The 21,406-nt window shown below is 47.6% G+C and carries 21 protein-coding genes and 1 pseudogene; 13 read left to right on the forward strand and 9 right to left on the reverse strand.

The features are described from left to right. Positions 1-182 precede the first annotated feature (182 nt). Both ispE and rsmA read right to left on the reverse strand, forming a co-directional pair. Positions 183-1,121, reverse strand: coding sequence for a 4-(cytidine 5'-diphospho)-2-C-methyl-D-erythritol kinase (gene ispE, locus SPI9445_RS0102605; RefSeq protein ID WP_017303158.1), 939 nt, complete (start codon positions 1,119-1,121; stop codon positions 183-185). A gap of 47 nt (positions 1,122-1,168) precedes the next feature. Beyond that, positions 1,169-1,981, reverse strand: coding sequence for a 16S rRNA (adenine(1518)-N(6)/adenine(1519)-N(6))-dimethyltransferase RsmA (gene rsmA / locus SPI9445_RS0102610; protein WP_033374134.1), 813 nt, complete (start codon positions 1,979-1,981; stop codon positions 1,169-1,171). Positions 1,982-2,178: 197 nt separating this feature from the next. On the opposite strand from rsmA, the gene SPI9445_RS0102615 reads away from it, so the two are divergent. From SPI9445_RS0102615 to SPI9445_RS0102630, 4 genes are all read left to right on the forward strand, one after another. Then, the gene (locus tag SPI9445_RS0102615; protein ID WP_026079479.1) at positions 2,179-2,379 is read left to right on the forward strand and encodes a hypothetical protein; all 201 of its coding nucleotides are present in this window, start codon (positions 2,179-2,181) and stop codon (positions 2,377-2,379) included. Between the two features lie 412 nt (positions 2,380-2,791). Further along, positions 2,792-3,373, forward strand: coding sequence for a response regulator (locus SPI9445_RS0102620; protein WP_026079480.1), 582 nt, complete (start codon positions 2,792-2,794; stop codon positions 3,371-3,373). A 140-nt stretch (positions 3,374-3,513) separates the two neighbouring features. Continuing rightward, positions 3,514-3,927, forward strand: coding sequence for a hypothetical protein (locus SPI9445_RS24075; RefSeq protein WP_017303162.1), 414 nt, complete (start codon positions 3,514-3,516; stop codon positions 3,925-3,927). A 150-nt stretch (positions 3,928-4,077) separates the two neighbouring features. Then, positions 4,078-4,632 carry a Uma2 family endonuclease gene (locus tag SPI9445_RS0102630; protein WP_017303163.1) on the forward strand — a complete coding sequence of 185 codons (555 nt, stop codon included), beginning with the start codon at positions 4,078-4,080 and terminating at the stop codon, positions 4,630-4,632. A gap of 141 nt (positions 4,633-4,773) precedes the next feature. Here the strand turns inward: SPI9445_RS0102630 and purU are convergent, their stop codons facing one another. The 3 genes from purU to pyrE form a co-directional block, all read right to left on the reverse strand. Further along, positions 4,774-5,628: a formyltetrahydrofolate deformylase gene (gene purU / locus SPI9445_RS0102635; RefSeq protein WP_017303164.1), complete on the reverse strand. Its 855-nt coding sequence runs from the start codon at positions 5,626-5,628 to the stop codon at positions 4,774-4,776. Between the two features lie 79 nt (positions 5,629-5,707). Continuing rightward, a complete protein-coding gene (gene ruvA / locus SPI9445_RS0102640) occupies positions 5,708-6,340 on the reverse strand; it encodes a Holliday junction branch migration protein RuvA (protein ID WP_017303165.1) in 633 nt (210 codons plus the stop codon). Then, positions 6,340-6,903 (reverse strand): orotate phosphoribosyltransferase, encoded by a 564-nt coding sequence (gene pyrE, locus SPI9445_RS0102645; protein ID WP_017303166.1) that lies wholly within the window; start codon positions 6,901-6,903, stop codon positions 6,340-6,342. The genes ruvA and pyrE overlap by 1 nt, the downstream gene beginning before the upstream one ends. Positions 6,904-7,065: 162 nt before the next feature. On the opposite strand from pyrE, the gene SPI9445_RS24080 reads away from it, so the two are divergent. The 4 genes from SPI9445_RS24080 (at position 7,066) to SPI9445_RS0102665 (ending at position 10,417) form a co-directional block, all read left to right on the forward strand. After that, a complete protein-coding gene (locus SPI9445_RS24080) occupies positions 7,066-7,563 on the forward strand; it encodes a hypothetical protein (protein ID WP_033373939.1) in 498 nt (165 codons plus the stop codon). A gap of 586 nt (positions 7,564-8,149) precedes the next feature. Beyond that, positions 8,150-9,049 carry a heterocyst differentiation master regulator HetR gene (gene hetR / locus SPI9445_RS0102655; protein WP_017303168.1) on the forward strand — a complete coding sequence of 300 codons (900 nt, stop codon included), beginning with the start codon at positions 8,150-8,152 and terminating at the stop codon, positions 9,047-9,049. A 172-nt stretch (positions 9,050-9,221) separates the two neighbouring features. Then, a complete protein-coding gene (locus tag SPI9445_RS0102660; RefSeq protein ID WP_017303169.1) occupies positions 9,222-9,809 on the forward strand; it encodes a L,D-transpeptidase in 588 nt (195 codons plus the stop codon). Then, positions 9,809-10,417, forward strand: coding sequence for a L,D-transpeptidase (locus tag SPI9445_RS0102665; protein ID WP_017303170.1), 609 nt, complete (start codon positions 9,809-9,811; stop codon positions 10,415-10,417). The genes SPI9445_RS0102660 and SPI9445_RS0102665 overlap by 1 nt, the downstream gene beginning before the upstream one ends. 107 nt (positions 10,418-10,524) lie before the next feature. Here the strand turns inward: SPI9445_RS0102665 and cobS are convergent, their stop codons facing one another. Beyond that, a complete protein-coding gene (gene cobS / locus SPI9445_RS0102670; protein WP_033373941.1) occupies positions 10,525-11,346 on the reverse strand; it encodes an adenosylcobinamide-GDP ribazoletransferase in 822 nt (273 codons plus the stop codon). A gap of 378 nt (positions 11,347-11,724) precedes the next feature. Between cobS and SPI9445_RS0102675 the strand changes: the two genes are divergently transcribed. Both SPI9445_RS0102675 and tgt read left to right on the forward strand, forming a co-directional pair. Further along, complete coding sequence (locus SPI9445_RS0102675) at positions 11,725-12,180, forward strand: hypothetical protein (protein WP_026079481.1); 456 nt, start codon at positions 11,725-11,727, stop codon at positions 12,178-12,180. A gap of 50 nt (positions 12,181-12,230) precedes the next feature. Continuing rightward, the gene (gene tgt / locus SPI9445_RS0102680; RefSeq protein WP_026079482.1) at positions 12,231-13,343 is read left to right on the forward strand and encodes a tRNA guanosine(34) transglycosylase Tgt; all 1,113 of its coding nucleotides are present in this window, start codon (positions 12,231-12,233) and stop codon (positions 13,341-13,343) included. A 149-nt stretch (positions 13,344-13,492) separates the two neighbouring features. On the opposite strand, the pseudogene SPI9445_RS31880 reads toward tgt, so the two are convergent. Then, positions 13,493-13,762 (reverse strand): annotated as a pseudogene (locus SPI9445_RS31880) (zinc ribbon domain-containing protein); the annotation flags it as partial. A gap of 65 nt (positions 13,763-13,827) precedes the next feature. Here SPI9445_RS31880 and SPI9445_RS0102685 point away from each other — a divergent pair. The 3 genes from SPI9445_RS0102685 (at position 13,828) to SPI9445_RS0102695 (ending at position 15,637) form a co-directional block, all read left to right on the forward strand. Next, a complete protein-coding gene (locus SPI9445_RS0102685) occupies positions 13,828-14,412 on the forward strand; it encodes a Uma2 family endonuclease (protein ID WP_017303174.1) in 585 nt (194 codons plus the stop codon). Positions 14,413-14,451: 39 nt separating this feature from the next. Then, a complete protein-coding gene (locus tag SPI9445_RS0102690; protein WP_017303175.1) occupies positions 14,452-15,045 on the forward strand; it encodes a Uma2 family endonuclease in 594 nt (197 codons plus the stop codon). Positions 15,046-15,316: 271 nt separating this feature from the next. Continuing rightward, on the forward strand, positions 15,317-15,637 hold the full coding sequence (locus SPI9445_RS0102695) for a hypothetical protein (RefSeq protein ID WP_017303176.1): 321 nt from the start codon (positions 15,317-15,319) through the stop codon (positions 15,635-15,637). A gap of 552 nt (positions 15,638-16,189) precedes the next feature. Here the strand turns inward: SPI9445_RS0102695 and SPI9445_RS0102700 are convergent. Then, positions 16,190-19,393 carry an efflux RND transporter permease subunit gene (locus SPI9445_RS0102700; RefSeq protein WP_017303177.1) on the reverse strand — a complete coding sequence of 1,068 codons (3,204 nt, stop codon included), beginning with the start codon at positions 19,391-19,393 and terminating at the stop codon, positions 16,190-16,192. Positions 19,394-19,617: 224 nt separating this feature from the next. After that, complete coding sequence (locus SPI9445_RS0102705; RefSeq protein ID WP_017303178.1) at positions 19,618-21,219, reverse strand: B12-binding domain-containing radical SAM protein; 1,602 nt, start codon at positions 21,217-21,219, stop codon at positions 19,618-19,620. Between the last annotated feature and the right edge of the window lie 187 nt (positions 21,220-21,406).

Raw genomic sequence — 21,406 nt, forward strand, 5'->3', positions numbered from 1 at the left:
ACCACTAACTCCCAAAGCGAAAACCAAGCTAAAAAGGGCTGTGTTGCAAGAGAAAATTTGGGTCTTAGGAACTAGGACTTCTGCCTGGGGAGGGAAGATAAGACTGGCTATATTTCGGTATAGAAAGCACTTCCCATTGAATCAGGAAGCTCCATCCTCGCGCCTCGGCAGGGTGGGGTAGTTCACGCTAAATGGATACCCTGACTAGAGAATTGTGTCACCCATAGCCCCAAATCGGGATTAGGGATTTGTTGGGCGATGGTTTCTTTTACCTGTTGGGCTTGGTTTTGGGACTCACAGAGGGCGAAAACCGTTGGACCTGAACCGGACATCATGGTACCGAGAACTCCCGCTTCGGCAAAGGCAGCGCGTAGGTGAGCGACGGCGGGGTATTGGGGTAAAACCACCTTTTCAAGATCGTTGTGGAGGTGTTGGGCGATGCCGCGGCCGTCATTGTGGGCGATCGCCTGCACCAAGGCTCCAGACTCCACAATAGCCGCCCGGTGGTGGAATTGGTCGGCTTCGGTTAAGTAGGTTTCCCCAAATTGTTGGCGATAGGTTTGATAAGCCCAAGGAGTAGACACTTCTAAACTTTGATATTTCCCCAACACCACCCACCAACCATGAGGATTATGGAGAGGATCTAACTGTTCCCCTCGTCCAGTGGCTAAGGCTGTCCCCCCAGCCACACAAAAGGGAACATCTGACCCCAATTCCGCCCCTAAGTCTTGCAATTCCGGCTGAGTCAGTCCCAGTTGCCAGAGGAGGTTTAACCCCACTAACACCGCGGCCGCATCGGTTGACCCCCCGGCCAGTCCCGCCGCCAGGGGAATATGTTTCTCGACCATAATCTCTACACCGCCCCAATTGCTGAAGGCATGGGGAAAGCGTTTTTCCATGAGTTGAGCCGCTTTGTAGGCGAGGTTTTGCTTTTCGTCGAGTTGGGGCAAATTACACCGGACGCGGGTCAGGGGGAGACTACTACTCTGAATCGTGATGCGATCGCACAGGTCAATACTTTGTAGAATCATCACCAACTCATGGAATCCATCGGGGCGATCGCCGACAATTTCCAGATACAGGTTAATTTTAGCCGGAGCAAGGAGTGTGTAACGGTTCATAGGAGTCCAAGGGCGAATAATTGGGGGATACAGCCTTTCTCACGGGCTTATAATTCCCCAATTTTATTACTGAGGGCGATCCAGTCGTCAACTCCAAGATTTTCCGCCCGGGATTGGGGATTCAGATTCAATTGTGCAAAACATTGATTGATCTGCTCCTCGGGAAATAAGCCCTTTAAGTTATTGCGCAGCATTTTCCGTTTACTGGCAAACCCCACTTTGAGGAGGGTAGCCAATTTTTGGGGAGATTGCGCCCGATGTTCTCGCACAAAAGGACGAAGCCGCACCACGGCGGAATTCACCTTGGGGGGAGGCGAAAAGGCTTTAGGGGGGACTTGACAAATCGGCTCACATTGGGCGAGATACTGCACCCGCACTGACAGCGCGCCAAAGTTTTTCTGGTGAGGTTCGGCACAAAGGCGATCGCAAATTTCCTGTTGCACCAACAACACAATCGACTCGTAGGGTATCGCTCGCGGTTGGTCAATGGTGCCTAACAAATATTGTAAAATCGGCCCGGTGATGTTGTAGGGAATATTGGCTACCACTTTATTGGGGTTCTGGAAGCGGGGGAAATCCCCCAGCATTCCCTTGAGGTCTAAAGTTAAAATATCCCCTTCCAACAACAGAAAATTCTCCATTTTCCCGAAACGATGCACCAAACGGCGCACCAAATCCCGGTCAATTTCCACCGCCACCAAAGCCTCTACCCAAGGTAACAAACGGTCCGTTAGGGCGCCCTGTCCTGGGCCAATTTCCAAAAGGCGATCGCTCTTTTTTAACTCCGCCGCCGTCACAATCTCCCCCAATACCTGCTCCGACTTCAGCCAATGTTGTGCAAAACGTTTTCGCGCTCTCATCACAGTAATCCATAAATTAATTATCCATTCCCCCACACCTCACACCCTATCCCCCAAGATATACCCCTTGTGACATATATCACGTTACTAAGTAATTAAACTCACTTCGTTCTTAAGATTTAATCACTCTCTCACCAGAGAAAATTTGAGATACTATGGCTGTGATTCAAATCAGGGTAATACGTTGGAGCAGTCCCATGTCTATTTCACTTCAGGAAACACCAACCTATATCGAAGAGTTCGTCAATCACATTTTGACCACTCGCCGTATCACACGCCAAGACCAAAGCCGCTTAATGTCTCTCCTTTTTGATAATGTGTTAGGCGACCAAGAGCAGCGCGTTGTCAACCGGATTTTTGATGCCCTTCATCAAGGAACTGTCCGCGTTGTAGATTAATTCAGCATTCTACAGGAATAGATAGGGTCTAAACCCTTGGTCAACCCAAGCAAGAGGCAAACAACAAGGGAAAAGCCCATGAAATTGACGGTAAAGCTCAGAATTGGTCTAGGCAATGCCTCCAGACCCAAGTTTTTATACACATTCTAGTGCTTGATTCATTTAGAGATGAATCGCGGTCAGGGACTACGCTATAATCGATTGCATCGTTGAGACTCCAACAGGAAGCGCGAGAACCAAGCGTCAAACAACGATACTCCTGCGGAAGGTGGGAGTCTGCCTGTGGACGCTGAGTAAGACCAAAAGGATTTGATTCTGGCGGCTTCGGCGGTTGAAGCAGGAAGCCTTGATTGTATGTGATTCAATCGTCGGTACTTCACTCGTTTTATAATCACCTCTCAAGGAGTCAGTCGTGGCCACTCAAAAGATATTAGTCATTGACGACAGCCGGGTTATTCGACGAATGGTTAAAGATATGTTGCCTGCGGGTAATGTAGAAGTCATTGAAGCGAAAGACGGTGTAGAAGGACTAGATTTAATTCACAAGGAGCATCCCAACCTGATTATGTTGGATTTTTTGCTCCCCAAAAAGAGTGGCTGGGATGTTTATCAAGAACTACAGAAAGACCCTCAATTGTGTTATATCCCCTTGATGTTGATGTCAGGGCGCAAAGAAGAGGTGACAGAAAAACTCCCAGAACCCTTTCAATTCTTCGCCTTTGTCGAAAAGCCCTTTGAGAAAAAACAACTCGTCGGGGCGATTAAAGAGGCGATGCAAAAAGCCGCCCAGAAGAAAAAAGCAGTCCCCGCTCCCACAGGTGCTCCCTCAGCAGCCACTCCGGCGGCGGCAGCTACTCCTGCGGCTGGCGGCGGGGCATCAAGTGCCGAAATTCAAGCCCTCAAGAAACAAATCGCACAGATGCAAGGTGAAATCAATTTGTTGAAGAAACAGTTAGGACAAGTTGTTACCCTCATCAAGCAAAAGTTGAAATAATTCTCTGAGTGTGCCGCCAGATATCCCAAACCCGGTTTTAACGTGAAACGCGGGTTTTTTCGTTTTTAGTACCTTAAAAAGTGCGAAATGGTATATAATGTTTAACATTCTTAACATTGTAGCGCTTTAAAAAACCATCCATGAGTGTTGTTCCTCCCGTTTTACCTGCCATTAGCGCAGCGATTATGATTACTTGTTTTTTTGCCATTGCCTTTGGGTTTATTTTCAAGGATATGCTGGAATATCAAGTAGCGTTGTGGAATATTAAGCGCCAAACCCAAGCTACGATTAATTACAAAAACCCCAGTTTAATTGTAGCTTATTTAGCCTTGACGGTTTTTATGACGCTCTTTGTAGGGGAATGTCTTTCCGTGTTTCAAATTGGCTATTTATTCGCCTCAATTTTAGCGGTTGTGGTGGTTATTCCCACCGCGCTTTTAGTTTGGGTACAACTGGGAGAAATGTTGAAGCTACTGGCTATTGGTGGCTCTCAAGCAATTGATATTGATAGCTATTTATCCATGCCGGAGTTGGAAGCTAAGGCAAAAAAATAAAGGGAACAAGGGAATGGGGAATAGGTAATAGGTAATAGGTAATAAGTCTTAATTCCTCGTCTTTCCCTCTCCCCGACTCCTGACTCCCCCCTATTGCCTTTTGCCTCTTCCCAACTCCTTATTTCTTATGACCTGATTCCCGTCTCAAAAATGCAATTACTCACTAAAAAATTCACGATTGAACAATATCAAAAAATGGGTGAAATGGGTATTTTTGCCCCAGAGGAACGGGTTGAGTTAATCAAGGGAGAAATTATTGCGATGTCGGCCATTGGTTTACAACACGCGGTAGTTACCAATCGCTTAACTAATTTCTTCCCTCGTCAATTGGGGGATAGAATGATTATGACGGTTCAGAATCCCATCCGACTCAATAATTCCTCTGAACCTCAACCCGATCTTGCCCTACTTAAACCCCGTACAGATTTTTATGCTCAAAAGTTCCCGACACCCGATGATGTTTTACTGTTAATTGAAGTGGCGGATTCTAGTCTTACCTATGATCAGGAAATTAAAATGCCACTCTATGCAGAAAATGGGATTCCTGAGTTCTGGCTGGTTAATCTTAATCTTCAGGTTTTAACGGTGTATCGAGAACCGGATGGAAAAACCTATCAACAACAGCAAAATATGGGGGACAATCAAAGAATTGCCCCTCTTGCTTTTCCGGATTTAATCATTGATTTTAGTACCATTTTTGGTTAAGCTCATTGAAACTCTTTCAATCGGGCTTGCTTAATAAAACTAGATGCTAGAACCCAGAAATTAACAGGAAATAGGCAATCTTAAAAAGTTAGGGCTGAAAGTGAGAAATCAATAGTATTTGTTAGAAAAAATAAGACCCCATTAAGCAAAAACAACGGTACGAGTTCCGTAGACTAACACCCGATTTTGTAGATGAAACCGCACGGCTCTGGCTAATACTAACCGTTCTAAATCTTTCCCTTTACGGATTAAATCTTGTACGGTGTCGCGGTGACTAATTCTCACCACATCTTGTTCAATAATCGGGCCTTCGTCTAAATCTGCGGTGACATAGTGAGCCGTTGCGCCGATGATTTTAACGCCTCGTTCGTAGGCGCGTTGATAGGGATTGGCACCGGGGAAAGCGGGGAGAAAAGAGTGATGAATGTTAATAATTTTTGAAAATTGTTTAACAAAATCTGGGCTTAAAATTTGCATATATTTGGCTAAAACAACTAAATTGATTTGATATTTTTCTAAAAGCTCTAATTGTTGAGCCTCTTGTTCTAATTTGGTGTCTTTGGTGATGGGAATATGATAAAAGTCTATGCCAAATTGCTCGGCAAGGGGTTTTAAGATGGCATGATTGCTGATGATTAGGGGGATGTCTACGGTGAGTTCTTTGGCTTGCCAACGCCAGAGTAAATCGAGTAAACAATGATCTTGTTTTGTCACCCAAATGGCGAGACGGGGGAGGGTGTCGGAAAAGTGGAGTTGCCAGGTGGCGTTAAGGGGTTTGGCGATCGCACCAAAAGCTGGATCAATCACCTCGCGGGGTAAGTTAAAGCCCTCTAACTGCCATTCTAGGCGGGTTAAGAATAATCCCTGTTGGAAATCAGTATGTTGATCGGCATGAATAATATTGCCCCCATAGGAGTAAATAAAATCAGCAATTTTGGCAACTAAGCCCTTTTGATCAGGACAGGAAACCAATAAGGTCGCGGTGGAATTGTTCATAACAGTTACTTCATTCATGGACTGATGCGGTTTGTCACTTAGGGCAAGCTTGAGGTAGGGAAATCTCCCCCCTCTTAAACTACTGACTCAACCAAGCAATGGCGCTCCGAATCCATTCCTCTGGGGCGGGATTTTTCATTAACTGGGCATCCCCACTTAAAACTGAAAACGCCTGTTCAATTTCGTCGTTATCATAGCCCAAGGCCAATAAAGTCATCTCGACATCGGCTTGGATTTCTGGGGAAGGTAAGGGGGACTTGCCACTTAAAACCACCCCCGATTGTTCCCGCCATTGGGCTAATTTAGTGCGTAATTCTAGGGAAATCCGTTCCGCCGTTTTTTTGCCCACTCCGGGGGTTTTCGAGAGGGTTTGGATGTTCCCCGCTACAATGGCTTGAACCAGATCCGCAATGCCGAGGGTGTCGATGAGTGCGATCGCCAACTGGGAGCCAATCCCACTCACACTGATTAAATGGCGGAATAAATCCCGTTCCGCGGCCGACTCAAAGCCGTATAAAATCAGGGCATCCTCCCGGACTTGTTGATGAGTAAACACCTGCATCTGATCCTCCGTCTCTAGGGTAATATGTCGCCCCCACCGGGAGGGAATTTGGATCTCATAGCCCACCCCCTGCACCTCTAGCCACAAAAGGACTCGACCGTTGAGACTCTTGACAATAGCGATCGCCTTCCCCTTCAAATAAGCCAGCATTAACCCCTTAACTCCTGCGTTCTCCGTTGTAAATCCTCAATCCGGAACAGCACCTCAAACGTCAGACCAACAGACTCATAAAACTCCCGTCCGCCCTGTTCCCGATCCACCAAAGCCATCACTTGATTCACCCGATAGCCCGCATCCCGTAAGCGTTCCACCGCCAACATCGCCGACTTCCCCGTTGTCACCACATCTTCCAACACCACCACCGAAGCCCCGGCCTCTAAACTCGGCCCCTCAATATAGGCCTTCGTGCCGTGTCCTTTGGCCTCCTTGCGCACAATCAAGGCCGGAATGGGTTGATTTTCCAAGGCAGACACCACACTAACAGCCGTCACAATGGGATCCGCCCCCAAAGTCAATCCCGCCACCCCTTGGGTTCCTTGGGGGAGACATTCCCACAACAAGCGCCCCACCAGTAAAGCACCTTCCGCCCGGAGTGTCACCTGTTTTCCGTTGATATAGTAGGTGCTACGTTGCCCAGAGGACAGGACAAAATCTCCCTCTTGATAAGCATATTGAACCAGTAAATCTAATAATTGTTGACGCAATTCAATCATGGAAAACCTCTAAGATAGGGCGGTTAGGATAGAGGATGATTCCTCTCCCTCCTTTATTTTCCCATTGGATTGCCTGTTCACCGAATCCCGTTCAAGCTCTGAGGAGGTCATGTTAAGATCGAGGGGCTTTGTCAGGCAAAATCGTTGTGAGGACTTAAATCCATGATGTGGCTACGATTCTCCTTCCGAGACGCTGCGCGATTCTCCTTCCGAGACGCTTCGCGAACGCGCTTTTGGCTTTCCACAGGCGTTACTGCTCTGATTCTCAGCAGTTTTACCTCCCCAGCGTTAGCCCAATTTCTCTCTACCCCCGTCGGCATTAATCCCATTCGCCTAGATCCTATTCCCGAAGCCTTTAGACGCGCTTTAACCTTTAGTTCTCAAGACACCTTTTCCACCACCTTCACCACTGGGCGACAACTCGATTTTATGTTTGGATTGGGGGGCTTTCCTGAAGTAGAACTCAATCGGGATATTTCCTTAGTTCATAAAGTGTATGAAGATGTTTTAAGGCAACAATACTCCAGCGGCCCCATTCTCCGCTCCCCTGACCTAGAAAATCCCTACAATTCCTCTCTCCGCACCAATCCCCTCTATACCCAGCCCGGACAAGCCCTGCCGGGGGGAGAATTTGTCCTGCCTCGTCCCTTTTTGCCTTGAAACCTTAAGGGAGCAGGGGAGCAGGGGAGCAGGGGAGAGGGGGAGTTGATAATTATTAACTATTCCCGACTCCCGACTCCCGACTCCCGACTCCCGACTCCCGACTCCCGACTCCCGATTCCCGATTCTCAACCCTCATCTGAGGGGGAGGGGTGGTTCACCCGATAAGATCGCGTATAATGAAAAGCAACTGGGCGGTCAGTCCAGCGAGGTTGACCCAGTGTGTGCAATCCAGTAGGGTGGGACGTACCCGAACTTATACGCTTGGGGAGATGAACTGGAATCTGATAGAATCTATCCTCTAGAGTCTATTGGTCTTTTGGCAAATCGTTAAACCAAGAATCCTTTCAATCTTAAAAAGGAACGTCAAATTGGGGTGCTTGGAACTAGACCTGTTAGGATATGGCAACTGATTCAAGTGATTTGAGAAAACCGGACTGGTGCAGCTTAGGTCGCCTCATTCATGATTTTTCCAGATGGCTTTGAATTTCTGGGTTTACCCTTAAACCCCTTTAAAAGCTTCTCCTAACACTCAGTCTCTCTACCGAAAGAATAGTTCACCCCTAGTAACTTGATTAATGGCAATATGAAGAGTGATCTTGATCTGATCAAAACCCTCAGCCCCAGTGCGATGGATCAGATCATGTTTTATCTAGCTTTTAGTGCGATGCGCACCAGTGGACACCGCCACGGGGCTTTTTTGGATGCGGCGGCAACGGCGGCAAAGTGTGCCATCTATACCACCTATATTGAACAAGGGGAAAATGTCCGCATGACGGGGCATTTACACCATATTGAACCCAAACGGGTGCGAGTGATTGTTAACGAGGTGCGCCAGGCGTTAACTGAGGGAAAATTGCTCAAAATGTTGGGGTCCCAAGAACCTCGCTACTTGATTCAGTTTCCCTATGTGTGGCTGGAAAAGTATCCTTGGCAACCGGGGCGATCGCGGATTATGTTAGGATCCCTTGAACCGGAACACCGGGACTATCTAGAAGAAAAACTGCCCCCCAATATTCCCGATGCTCAGTTAATCAACTCCTTCCAGTTTTTTGAGTTAATTGATTATCTGCATTTGCGATCGCAAGAAGACCTCCCCGAAGACCGCAAAATGCCCATGAGTGAAGCCCTCGCCGAACATATCAAGCGCCGTTTAATCTATGCCGGAACCGTCATGCGCATTGATAATCCTTGGGGCCTACCTTACTACGCCCTCACTCGTCCCACCTACTCCCCCGCCGAAGACGAAGAGCGCACCTACGTTATGGTGGAAGATACCGCCCGTTTCTTCCGCATGATGCGAGATTGGGCTGAACGCAAACCCCAAGTCATGCGGGTTTTGGAAGAGTTGGACATTTACCCCGAAGACTTAGAAGCCGCCCAAGCTGAGTTAGATCAAGTGATCCGGGCTTGGGCGGACAAGTACCATAAAAAGGGTGGGAAACCCATGATTCTCCAGATGATTTTCGGCGACAAGGAAGACTAGGCTTGGTGATGCGGTAGAGAAATTAATTATCAATTGTCAATTTTTGACCATTCATTTATGAATTTTAAGTAAAGATTTATTTTCTGGCTTGAGGTGAGGAAACTTTTTCTATAATATTAGGCATCTTCTTATTCAAAATCGCTGTATTTTAGTTCGGGTGAGGATGCAACAAATGTTAACTTGGGTGAAAAATACTCATCTTACTCGGAGTCTCCTGTTCGGGTCTGCGATCGCCATGATCAGCTTATTGGGGCATCAAACCCAGATGAGCGCCTCTCGTTCCCCCGGAACTTACTCCTCCGCCCTTGGTTCTGTAGCCGCCTTAGACTTGCCGGAATTAGGTAATCCTGACCGTTATCTCCCCAATGAACTGGAAGTTCACCTCGTCCTACGCTTACGGGAACGTCGGGTGTATGTGTATCAAGGGGACGAACGGAAAGCCAGCTATCCCGTCGCCATCGGCACATCTCGCACTCCCACCCCTACCGGGACCTTTGAAGTGTTCCAAATGGTTGAAAATCCCATCTGGCAAAATCCTTGGACAGGTCAAGTGACCGCACCGGGTCCCAATAGTGCTTTAGGTGTGCGTTGGATTGGCTTTGCTAATATGTCCAATGGGATTATTGGGTTTCATGGTACCCCCACAGTCAATTCTATTGGTCACGCGGCATCTAATGGCTGTGTGCGGATGTTTAATCATGATGTGGTTGCCCTGTTTGAACAAGTTAAAATGGGAACCAAAGTGATTGTTGAGCCGTAATGTGGACTGTGTTTGAGCTTAAGACTTATCAACTCGCTCCAGTTCAGGCTTTCCCCTCTCGATTCCGGGGGTATTGTCTGACTGGGGCGATTCTCTGTATTTTATGGGGACAGGGCAGCATAGCGGCCGCCTCCACCCCCTCGGCCGTGGGTCTATTGTCGGAGATGATCCCCTTTGAGGTTCCCACTTTGGGGGAATCTTCCCGTTTCCTACCCGATGAGATTCCGGGGCGTTTGGTCTTAAGATTGCGCGATCGCCGGGTGTATTACTATGTGGGGGATGAATTAGTCGTGAGTTACCCGGTGGCCATTGGTCGTCAAGGGTGGGAAACGCCCAAGGGACAGTTTGAAGTCCAGCAAAAAGTCGTTAATCCCGTCTGGGAACACCCCTTTACCCGTGAACGAGTTCCCCCCGGCCCCGATAATCCTCTAGGGAGTCACTGGATTGGTTTCTGGACTGATGGAAACAACGCCATTGGGTTTCATGGCACCCCCCAAGAGGAGTTAATCGGTCAAGCGGTTTCTCATGGTTGTGTACGCATGAGAAATGCGGATATTGCCGCTTTATTTGAAAAGGTTAAAGTGGGAACTGTCGTCATTGTTGAGTAACTGGACTAGGGAACGGGGAACGGGGAATAGGGAATAGGGAATAAGTCTTAATTCCCCCTCTCCCCCGCTCCCCTGCTCCCCTGCTCCCTTCCCGTTCCCTAGCCCACCTATTCAGTAAGCCCCATACCTGTGAGTAATACCAAAAACCCAGCCTCAGTCCACTCCACCACAGCCCCGTAGGTGTCCCCCGTATGCCCCCCTAATTTACGGTTGAACCACCATCCGGTGAACAAAGCCAGTCCCATCCCTGCAATAGTACAGATCAGCACCCCTAACCATTTTTCTCTGTTCAGATATATTTGCAATAGCCCTAAACCCACTAAAACCAAGAACCCAATCAGGAGGTCTTGAGGAGAACGAAAGTATTGCTTATGAAACGCGCCCTTGCCTGTGGGTTTGAGATAGGGATAAAAGGCGATCGCACAAACCTGGCCCCAACGGCCCCAACCCGCCGCCCCCATAAGTCCCCAGAGGAGCGGTAAATCCCCCCGACTTAAATCATATAAAGCGACCGTTTTTAACAACAAAATAATCACCCCCACCATCACCCCAAACGCCCCCGTATGGCTATCCTGCATCACCTCTAAGCGACGATTCGGGGTCAAAACAGCCAATCCATCGGCCGTATCCATTGCCCCATCTAAATGCAGCCCATTGGTCAACTGGAGCCATAACACCACTAACACCACACTGCGCGTTAAGTCAGGAACTCCTAACACCCCTAACCCGAAGTTAATCAGGGTTAATCCTGCCCCCAAAGCACAGCCAATGACCGGAGCCCAACGCGCAATCCGTTCAAAATGCAAAGACCACGAGGAAGGTAAAGGCAAGCTAGTATAAAAAACCACACCCCCCAAAAACGACCCTAGACAGGATAAGCTGCATTTTTTGAGCCACTTTATCCATTGATGTACTTGCAACTGCTTCATCTCCTGTTAAACTTGAGACAAGCGAGTTCAAGAATCTTGGGCTAAGATTGGGTCAGAGGTAGTTGTTAGGAAACTATCTTATTCCTGAATCCATTCCGACCCGTTTCGGATGATCGATTTTAGAGAGATGCTATTTAGGGAAAAGATAGTCTAGACGTTCAGTTAGATGTTTAGTCGTTTGAATCTTCTCACTATAGGCCATTCTACTCTAAAAGTTTGGGAAGTAGATAATTATACCTAACACAACTTCTATTAAATTGCCAATAAGCTCAAAGTGTGACTTGTCTATTGGCCTATCTTTAGGGCTAAACCCTAGCGCTCTGAGTTGTTCAGAGCATAGTCGAAATAAGCCCCCATCTCATCAATGGCTTTTTCCCCATGAGTTATAATCAGTTCTCTCACTCTATCCCCGCTCCCTGTATAGTAGACACCGGTCTTATCGTCAATAAAGACGATATGCGTCGTCTGCTTAGTTCTTTGGGCAGGGTGCGTTATATTCATACATTGGACGATCAGGTGCAAAATCAAGGTGAAGGTTGTATTTTAGAGGTTTTTACTGATCCAAGTCAGGCCACTTTAATCGCCAATCGGGCCTTATACATTAATGTCTGTAGCTTTGACTATTTGCATTTGCATCAATCTCCAGAAGGAGATAGTTTCTTTGATTTAGTGCAGGAAAACCGTCAGTTAAGGTTGATTTCTCTAGGAAATCCCTTAAATGATCCAGAAAGCTCCCGTAATTTAGATGAAGCGGCTTTAGAAGCCATGTTAACCCAAGTGCTTTCCGCCAAATGGGATGTACAAATGGATGACGAAGACGATTGTCCTTTTTAATTCCTGTTCAATTAGGACAAATATCAGTACAAACCAAAGGGAAAACAAGAGTGGGATTTTCGTTTCAGCTTCAAGCAACCTGTCCAAAAACTCAAGCCAGGGCTGGCGTATTTCATACGCCTCATGGGGTGGTTGAAACCCCCCGTTTTATGCCAGTAGGGACGGCCGCCACCATTAAAGGCTTAATGCCCGCGCAGGTGGCCCAAACGGGGGCGCAAATGATTCTTGCCAATACTTACCATCTACATATTCAACCCGGGGAAAAAGTAGTTGAGATGGCGGGTGGGTTGCATCAGTTTATGGCTTGGCAAGCCCCCATTCTCACCGACTCCGGAGGCTTTCAAGTGTTTAGCCTCAGTGAACTCCGTAAAATTTCGGAGCAAGGAGTAACATTTCGCTCACCCCGAGATGGGCGACTGATTGAACTAACCCCTGAGCGTTCCATTGCCATTCAAAACGCTTTAGGGGCCGATGTGATTATGGCTTTTGATGAATGTCCCCCCTATCCCGCAGGGCGGGGGGAAGTCATCGCCGCCACCGAACGAACTGCACGCTGGTTAGAACGCTGTATTCAAGCCCATCAACGCCCCCAAGACCAAGCCTTATTCGGGATTGTCCAGGGGGGAGTGTTCCCCGATTTACGCCTAGAGGCCGCTAAAACCCTGATTCAATTTGACCTTCCGGGTTATGCCATTGGGGGGGTGAGTGTGGGAGAACCTCCCGAATTAATCCATGATATTGTGCGGGCTACCGCGCCAATCTTACCGCCGGATAAGCCGCGTTACCTGATGGGCGTGGGAACCTATCGAGAAATGGCGATCGCCGTTGCTGCCGGGGTGGATCTCTTTGACTGTGTAATCCCCACCCGTTTAGGGCGACACGGCACCGCCTACGTGCAAGGAGAACGGTGGAATCTGAAAAACGCCCAATACCGCGAAGATTTCCGCCCCTTGGATGAAACTTGTCCCTGTTACTGTTGCCGGAACTTCAGCCGTGCCTATTTGAATCATTTAATCAAAGCCCGGGAGATGTTAGGGTTTATTCTCCTCTCTCTACACAACGTCACCGAGTTAGTTCGCTTCACCCAACGGATGCGCGAATCTCTATTACAAGGCAGTTTTAGCAGCGATTTTGCCCAGTGGTTAGAGAAAGAGGAAACCTAGAAAGCAATCTAAATCGGTAGGTTTTGACACTCTCAGGCCTAAAGGCGAGGGGATTGTTCATTCATAGACCCAACTTGCTGTAAGCGATACTTGTCTGTCTTTTGAACCTCCCATCGCTGAAAGCGAGGGATTCCCATATAGACTCTTATCTAGACCGAAGTCCCCGACAGAACGCCATTACTGGGCTGTTTGACCACGGGCGCACCGACCGCAGTTAATCCACGCTGTTTTACTATCATTGAAGCAGCAACATCCCGATCCACGGTGTAGCCACATTCGGAGCAAGAGTGAACCCTTTAAGAGAGTTCTTTCTTCCCTGTATGGGTTCCACATTCAGGACAAACTTGAGAGGTATAGTCTGGATTGACCTTGGCAAAATATGTATCCGTTTGAGAGCAAACATATTGCAAGATAGTAGCGTATGTGACGCAACCCTACAGCATTTTTCATCTCGTTTATACAACCTATATATTAGGAGAAAATTATGATTGCTGAACTGAAATTTCCTCAAAAAATGACCCCAGAAGAATACTTAGAATGGGAGGACAAGCAAGAACTTCGTCATGAATACATTGACGGCGAAATTTTAGCAATGACAGGGGGAAGTATTCCACATACTAAGATTTATCTCAACTTCTACAGAGCTTTGTACCCTCATTTGCGTCAAAGAGGGTGTGAGGCTTATGTGTCGGACGTGAAAGTTAAGGCCAGTGAAAAGAGTCGTTATTTTTATCCTGATTTAGTCATTACTTGTGATGCTGAGGATTTACGATCTCAACAATTTGTAAAAAATCCAACGGTGATTGTTGAGGTGCTTTCTCCGGGAACATCTGCTTATGATCGCGGTGATAAATTCAAATATTATCGTCAGATGGCTAGTTTGCAGGAGTATGTTCTAGTGGATTCAGAATCAATTTCTGTGGAGGTGTATAAGCGGGGGGAGGGGAAAATGTGGGGGTATTATGCCTATGGGGAGGGAGAGGCGATCGCACTCCACAGCATTGGATTTGAATGTGCCATTGAACTTTTGTATGAAGGGGTTACATTTGGCAATGAATCCCCGGACTAACTTCAAGGACGGTAAAACACGATAGCTCAGGAGAAAATTATGATTGCTGAACCGAAATTTCCTCAAAAAATGACCACAGAAGAATATTTAGCATGGGAAGATAAGCAAGAACTTCGCTATGAATACATTGACGGCGAAATTTTTGCAATGACAGGGGGAAGTATTCCTCATAATGATATTGCGCTAAACTTTTATACAGAGCTAAGACCTCATTTGCGTCAAAGAGGGTGTCGAGTTAATGTTTCGGACGTGAAAGTTAAGGCCAGTGAAAAGAGTCGTTATTTTTATCCTGATTTAGTCATTACTTGTGATGCTGAGGATTTACGATCTCAACAATTTGTAAAAAATCCAACGGTGATTGTTGAGGTGCTTTCTCCGGGAACATCTGCTTATGATCGCGGTGATAAATTCAAATATTATCGTCAGATGGCTAGTTTGCAGGAGTATGTTCTAGTGGATTCAGAATCAATGTCTGTTGAGGTGTATAAGCGGGGGGAGGGGAAAATGTGGGGGTATTATGCCTATGGGGAGGGAGAGGCGATCGCACTCCACAGCATTGAGTTTGAATGTGCCATTGAACTTTTGTATGAAGGGGTTACATTTGACACTGAATCTTCAGATTCAGTAGAGTGAAGGTTGAGGGACTTGCTAAGAGCGACCAGAAGTCGGGAATTGCCACCGAACGCTACGCGAACGGGATCGGGAGTCGGAAAGAGGCAATAATCCCTAATGCCCCTTCCCTCCTGTTCCCTCTTCCCCACCCGGAGCAGAGTTATTCAGCACGCCCTAAGTAATCTGACTTAGAGAAATTCGACGGAATGTAAAATCATGTTGAAACAACGTTAAAAATTCTTGAAAATCGTTTAAATGTGTAGATAACACCGAAGATCGCCGAGGAGTCCTAATGGATCAAGAATTAACCAAATACCGTTTAAATTGCACCTTAACATTTGGTGATATTTACGGACAAATTATTGTCTGGCTCATCGTTATTTTGATTAGTCTAGCCACTACAATTGCCTTCTGGAGTAGCTCCCGTCAAACCTATGCCTTTTTAAGCTTGGCCATTATTGTTGTCCTTTCATTACCCTTTCTCTTGTTTGCTTTTGTCACCACTCTCCTCAATCATATTGAGTTTATCCCCGTAACTGAAGCAGAGAAAACCCAAAAACTCTCCTTAAATGCACCCCGTCCCGCTCAAAAACCCGCCCCTTCTGCTGGATAGTTTGTTCAAGAGGAAAAACGCAACAAAAAACGGTAAAATGAAGTATCGGTTTTCATGAAGTTTTAGGTGGTGGATGAGCAATCATCCACCCATTTTAATCCAGGCCTTGCTCTGAGTCTGTGGTGCGGTGCGGGTTTCAGACTACAGGATAGGGGTGAGGTCAGGTCGTTAACTCGGGCTTGCTGAATAGGGGAACAGGGAATAGGCAAGAGGCAATAAGTCTTAATTCCCCGATTCCTGACTCCCGGAGTTTCCCCCCCATCAATCTCTTCTGAAGCTCCCGGCAGAATCTTGGATTGGCCCGGAGAGAACGTCACGAAATAGGGGCAACGGGCTAATAAGGCTCAGACTCCAGAATTCACCCTATGGTAGACTTCCGACAAGCTAAAAAAACGGTAAAATAAGTTTGTCGGTTTTCACGAAGTTTTGCGGGTGGTTGAATTGCAGCCACCTGTTTTTCTTGAGTTTAGTTATCAGTCAAAGGTTATGAATCATAAATAACTATATAGGTTATAAGCTCCCCTGTTCCCCGTTCCCTAACCCCACGATTGTTCACTGATTGCGAGGGGAGAATAACCCATCATGGAGCAACACATAAAAACAGGGGATGATAAACAGGGTTAACAAAGTGGCCACCGATAAACCGGAGAATACCACCACCCCTAACGGTTGGAGAAACTCTGAACCTTCTCCCACACCCAAGGCCAAAGGGAATAAGCCTAAAACTGTTGTAATGGTGGTCATGAGAATGGGTCGTAATCGTTGGGGTGCGGCTTTGAGAATGGCGGCATAACGACTCATGCCAAACTCTTCGCGGATTTGGTTGGCTAACTCTACCATGACAATGGCATTGTTCACCACAATCCCCACCATGAGGATAATTCCCACTAAGACCATGGCACTAATGGGGGTCTGGGTGATATATAAGCCCAGAAAACCACCTGCTAGGGCGAGGGGAACCGTGAGGATAATTACAAAGGGGTCGATGAGGGAGTTATATTGTACAGCCATCACCACAAATACGAGGAACACAGCTAAACCGCCTAAGACCAATAGGGAACTTTGTAACTGACGGTTACTGGCGGCGGCGAAACTGGGCAGGATGCGCACTCCTTGGGGGAGTTCAACTTCTTGCAGGGCGTTTTCTACTTCCGCTAAGCCCGCGCCTAAACTGGCTCCTTCGGTCAAGTTTCCGGCAATAATAAACACTTCCCGTTGATTTAACCGTTGAATCTGTCCGGGAGCGCGACCTTTGTCTAGGGTGGCAATCTCCCGGAGTTGGATGGGTCGGTTTTGGTCGGTAAAGATGGGCAGTTGGGAGAGTTGGGCGATACTTTGGCGGGCTTCGGTGGGCAGTTGCACTCGCACGTCTACGAGGCGATTTTCCCGTTGGAGTTGGGTGGGAACTGAACCGAGTAGGGCGGTTTGAATGGTGCTGCCGATGGTGGCGGTATTCAGGCCGAGGTCGCTTAGGCGTTCCCAGTTGGGGTTAATTTGAACTTCGGGTTGAGAGGGGTCGGCATCGGGATTAAAGCGCACAGATTGCACTTTTTCATCCAGAAGGCTTAACACTTGCCGTCCGGCCTGTTCTAGGGTGGCTTCGTCGCTGCCTTGGAGGATGACATCAATATCAGCGCGGGGGACGGGGGAGTTATTGAGGATAATCCCGCGCACGCGACCGGGGGAGACGCGGAGGCGAATATTAACGAGATTGAGTTGATTTAAGGCGCGGGTGAGTTTTTCGCTATAGGCTTGAATGTCGGTGTTGGGTTTAACGGTAATGGTGCTAGAACTTCTCAGAATGTTGGCGTTGGTGTTGGTGCCGAATAAAAAGCCTCCGGTGGTGGTAAAGGCGTATTCGGTTTCGGGTTGTTCTAGGATAATGCGGTCTACGGCCTCCATAACCTTGCGGTTGGTTTCAAGGGTGGTGCCGGGGGGGAATTGAGCGATTAAGTTGGCCTGTCCGGTGTTAATTTGGGGGAGGACTTCTTGGGGGATATGGTTGAGGAGCCAGAAGCTACTACCGCCTAGGATGCCAAAGGCGAGGACAATGACAATGATTCGGTAGTGAAGGACTTGGGCGAGTAGGCGGGTGTAGTTGAAGGTGGTTGCGGCGAAGGCGTTGTTAAAGGTGCGTAGAATGATGTTGTGTTGAATGCCGCTATTGTTGGATAGTCCCAAGAGACGGGAGGCTAACATGGGGACGAGGGTTAGGGCGAGGACGAGGGAGGCGGCGACGGAGAAGCTAATGGTTAGGATGAGTTCGTTAAAGAGTAGGGAGAAGAATCCGCCGATGAGGAGGAAGGGTAAGACGGCTACTAGGTTGGTGGTGGTTGAGGCTAGGAGGGCGGACTCGACTTGCTGACCTTGGTTTTCGGCGATGTTCTGAACTTCGGAGGGGGATAATCGCCCACGATGGCGATATTTTTCAATGCCTGCGTCTATGTTTTCTAACATGACGATGGAGTTGTCTACTACGATGCCCACGCCGAGGGCGAGTCCACCTAAACTAAAGACGTTGATGGATAAGCCGAAGACTTTCATTAAAATGACGGCGGTGAGGGTGGCGAGGGGAATGGCGGTGATAATGATGAAGGTTTGACGGAGGGAGCCGAGGAAGAAGAAGACGGCGAGGGAGGCGAGGAGGGTTCCGGTGACTCCGGCGCTGACGACGTTGGCGATCGCATTTTTAATAAAAACCGACTCATCTAAGGTGGGAATGAGGGTCATATCTGAGGGAATTAACCCCCCAGCTTTTAATTCTTCAATGCGTTGTTTGACCCCTTCTACTACGGTCACGGTGTTGGCATCGGGTTGTTTCTGCACGCTGACTTTAACCGCAGGTCGTCCATTGAGGGTGACAAAAACCCGTTGTTCTTCGCTACCGTCGAGAACATTGGCCACGTCCCGCAGTCTAATACGCCGCCGACCCAGAATTTCATCACTTCCTCCCACCTCTAGGGTCAAGTCTCGCAGGTCATCCACGCTGCGGAAACGGCCAACGGTACGAGTCAGGGGTTCTCCGGCCTCCCCTTCCAATCGTCCCCCGGCTACATCTTGGTTGCGATCGCGCAAACTATTCAGAACATCCTGCAACGTCACCCCCAAAGCCTGCAACCGTCGCAAGTCCAACTGAACTCGCACCTCTTCCTGTACCCCCCCAGAAACATCCGTTACAGCCACCCCCGGCACTATCCCCAATTCCCGGGCGAGTTCCTCCTGAGCAAACACCCGCAACGCCCGCCTGTCCATCGTTGCCGACTCTAGAGCAAACTCATAAACCGGGAGTTGAGAGGGGTCAAACTTAAATAAACGGGGTTCTTCAATGACATCCGGTAAACGACCACGAGAACGGTTCAGGGTTGCCGTAGCATCATTCAACGCCTGATCCACATCTTCCCCCGGAGCAAAGAAAAGATTAATACTAATTTGCCCTTCCCGGGTTTGAGAATAAACCTCTACCACGCCTTCCGTCGCGCTCAGTGCCTCTTCCAAAGGTTTTGTCACCTCTTCCACCGCCACATTGGGCGACACTCCTGGCGCAGCGACTCGCAAGCCAATACGGGGGTAAGTAATCGCAGGCAATAAATCCACTTGCAGATTGAGGATGAAAAAGATACCCACGACAACCGCCGCCACCGTCAACATGAGGGTACCAATATGACGACGAATGGCGAGGGAACTAATAGAAAATTTCGGTTGAGGATTGCTAGGAGGGCTTACAGCAATAAACTTTGAGCGAGACTCATCTAGCATGGTAGAAATTTTAAAAACAGCAATATCTTCCCATAGTAGTGGGTGAGGCTGATTTTAACCACTTTTAGCTTTTCCGTCGAGCAGCCCCCGCTCTACTGATCAGTCTGGAGAGTTTAATTTAATCGCTGGTGGGTAGGGGGAATTCCTGAATTCCCCCGACGATATGGGTTAAAGCTCCAATATGACCACTCAAACAGGATGGCCATCGTTTGACACCCATTCCCCTAAGAAAGCGCCACCGTTTCAGACACCGTTTCCTGTGGTTTAGCCTGTTCTTGCTGCTCTTTTTGAGCGACAAACGCCGCTAATTGTTCCTCAATTTGTGCCTTGACAATATGGCGATAATCTGCGAAATGCTCAATGTAAGCACAAACACTTAAGTAACTCATCACCCCACCCGGATTACAGCGCATAATGTCAAACAAATAGGGCCAGAACTTCCAGCGTGTTGGACGAACAACGCCTTGATTCCACAATACCGTTAATAGACCTTTCACAATGTCCAAACGAACCTTTTTCGGTTCCCGTTTCTTTTCCGGGAAATTCGCCGTAGCTAGAATGCGATAACAGCGATGCGTCCGTTCTAAAAACATTTCGGGATCATATAATTGCCAAAACGTATCAATATATTCCCGCGCAATTTCTTCAATCGGGCGCGTGGGAATAAAATTCATCAACGTACTTTGATTCAAGTCAGCCGATGCCCCCAATAAACGCCCCTCTTTTTGCAGTCGGAACCATAAAGCCGTATCTGGTAACGCCTGCAACATACTATAAATAGCTACCGGGATCCCGCTTTCTTGGACAAACTGAACAATGCGTTGTCCTGCCCCCGGTTTTTCCCCATCAAACCCAATAATAAAGCCCGCCATAATTCGCAAGCCAGAACTGGTAATTTTATAAACCGATTCGCTTAAAGGACTACGGGTATTTTGGAACTTCTTCGTTACCGCTAAACTGTCCTCATCCGGCGTTTCAATGCCCAAGAACACAGAGCCAAAATTACAGGCTACCATCATGTCCATTAGCTCTTGATCTTGAGCTAAATCAACCGAAGCCTCTGTGTTAAATGGGAACGGATAGCGATGTTCTTCCATCCAAGGCTGTAAAGCTTTTAATAACAACTTCACATTGCGTTTATTGCCAATGAAATTGTCATCCACCACAAACACCGTATCGCGCCACCCTAAATCATATAAATACTGTAATTCCGCCAGCAATTGTTCCGGGGTTTTCGTGCGCGGTTTCCGACCATATAACACAATAATATCGCAGAATTCACACTGGAAGGGACACCCCCGAGAGAACTGCACCGACATCACCGCATAGGCATTCATTTCTAACAAATCATAGCGGGGGATGGGGGTACCAGTCACATCCGGTTTTTCTCCATTAGAGCGAAAAACCCCTGATGTTTCCCCTCGTTCCACGGCTTCGATAAACAAAGGGATAGTAATTTCCCCTTCATCAAGAATTAAAAAATCAATGCCTGCCCCTTGACAATCTTGGGGAATTGAGGTAGGATAGGGTCCCCCGGCCGCTACTAATTTTCCCCGTCGTTTTGCCTCCCGAATTTGCTCTAATAAATCAGGCTTTTGGACAATCATTCCTGAGAGCATGATTAAATCCGCCCATTCCCACTCGTCCTCTCGAATATCGCGCACATTGCGATCGACTAATTTGAGTTCCCAATGTTGGGGAAGGAGTGCAGCAACGGTAATCAATCCCAGAGGGGGTAAAAAGGTTTTGCGTCCAATCAGTTGGATGGTGCGCTCAAAAGACCAGAAACTTTTCGGAAAAATGGGATAAACGAGTAAAACTTTCATATTATGAGCCAGAAATGAGGTTAAAAAGAAGACGGTTGTGAATAATGGATACTTATTTATAGCACTAATTACAGATTTCGCCACATATTCTTAATTAGTAACCAATAATCGTTATCAGTCCGTCACTAAGTAGTGAGTATTGATAATCATTCAGAAGTGTTGAATCGGTACTTATGAACTAAGTACA

It is taken from the genome of Spirulina subsalsa PCC 9445 (genome assembly GCF_000314005.1).
GTDB classification, from domain to species: Bacteria; Cyanobacteriota; Cyanobacteriia; order Cyanobacteriales; family Spirulinaceae; genus Spirulina_A; species Spirulina_A subsalsa.

What these genes read in the sequence shown, in the direction of transcription:
- ispE (WP_017303158.1), bottom strand. Translation starts at nt 1,121, where the DNA reads ATGAACCGTTACACACTCCTTGCTCCGGCTAAAATTAACCTGTATCTG.
- rsmA (WP_033374134.1), bottom strand. Translation starts at nt 1,981, where the DNA reads ATGAGAGCGCGAAAACGTTTTGCACAACATTGGCTGAAGTCGGAGCAG.
- SPI9445_RS0102615 (WP_026079479.1), top strand. Translation starts at nt 2,179, where the DNA reads ATGTCTATTTCACTTCAGGAAACACCAACCTATATCGAAGAGTTCGTC.
- SPI9445_RS24075 (WP_017303162.1), top strand. Translation starts at nt 3,514, where the DNA reads ATGAGTGTTGTTCCTCCCGTTTTACCTGCCATTAGCGCAGCGATTATG.
- SPI9445_RS0102630 (WP_017303163.1), top strand. Translation starts at nt 4,078, where the DNA reads ATGCAATTACTCACTAAAAAATTCACGATTGAACAATATCAAAAAATG.
- purU (WP_017303164.1), bottom strand. Translation starts at nt 5,628, where the DNA reads ATGAACAATTCCACCGCGACCTTATTGGTTTCCTGTCCTGATCAAAAG.
- ruvA (WP_017303165.1), bottom strand. Translation starts at nt 6,340, where the DNA reads ATGCTGGCTTATTTGAAGGGGAAGGCGATCGCTATTGTCAAGAGTCTC.
- pyrE (WP_017303166.1), bottom strand. Translation starts at nt 6,903, where the DNA reads ATGATTGAATTGCGTCAACAATTATTAGATTTACTGGTTCAATATGCT.
- SPI9445_RS24080 (WP_033373939.1), top strand. Translation starts at nt 7,066, where the DNA reads ATGATGTGGCTACGATTCTCCTTCCGAGACGCTGCGCGATTCTCCTTC.
- hetR (WP_017303168.1), top strand. Translation starts at nt 8,150, where the DNA reads ATGAAGAGTGATCTTGATCTGATCAAAACCCTCAGCCCCAGTGCGATG.
- SPI9445_RS0102660 (WP_017303169.1), top strand. Translation starts at nt 9,222, where the DNA reads ATGTTAACTTGGGTGAAAAATACTCATCTTACTCGGAGTCTCCTGTTC.
- SPI9445_RS0102665 (WP_017303170.1), top strand. Translation starts at nt 9,809, where the DNA reads ATGTGGACTGTGTTTGAGCTTAAGACTTATCAACTCGCTCCAGTTCAG.
- cobS (WP_033373941.1), bottom strand. Translation starts at nt 11,346, where the DNA reads ATGAAGCAGTTGCAAGTACATCAATGGATAAAGTGGCTCAAAAAATGC.
- SPI9445_RS0102675 (WP_026079481.1), top strand. Translation starts at nt 11,725, where the DNA reads ATGAGTTATAATCAGTTCTCTCACTCTATCCCCGCTCCCTGTATAGTA.
- SPI9445_RS0102685 (WP_017303174.1), top strand. Translation starts at nt 13,828, where the DNA reads ATGATTGCTGAACTGAAATTTCCTCAAAAAATGACCCCAGAAGAATAC.
- SPI9445_RS0102690 (WP_017303175.1), top strand. Translation starts at nt 14,452, where the DNA reads ATGATTGCTGAACCGAAATTTCCTCAAAAAATGACCACAGAAGAATAT.
- SPI9445_RS0102695 (WP_017303176.1), top strand. Translation starts at nt 15,317, where the DNA reads ATGGATCAAGAATTAACCAAATACCGTTTAAATTGCACCTTAACATTT.
- SPI9445_RS0102700 (WP_017303177.1), bottom strand. Translation starts at nt 19,393, where the DNA reads ATGCTAGATGAGTCTCGCTCAAAGTTTATTGCTGTAAGCCCTCCTAGC.
- SPI9445_RS0102705 (WP_017303178.1), bottom strand. Translation starts at nt 21,219, where the DNA reads ATGAAAGTTTTACTCGTTTATCCCATTTTTCCGAAAAGTTTCTGGTCT.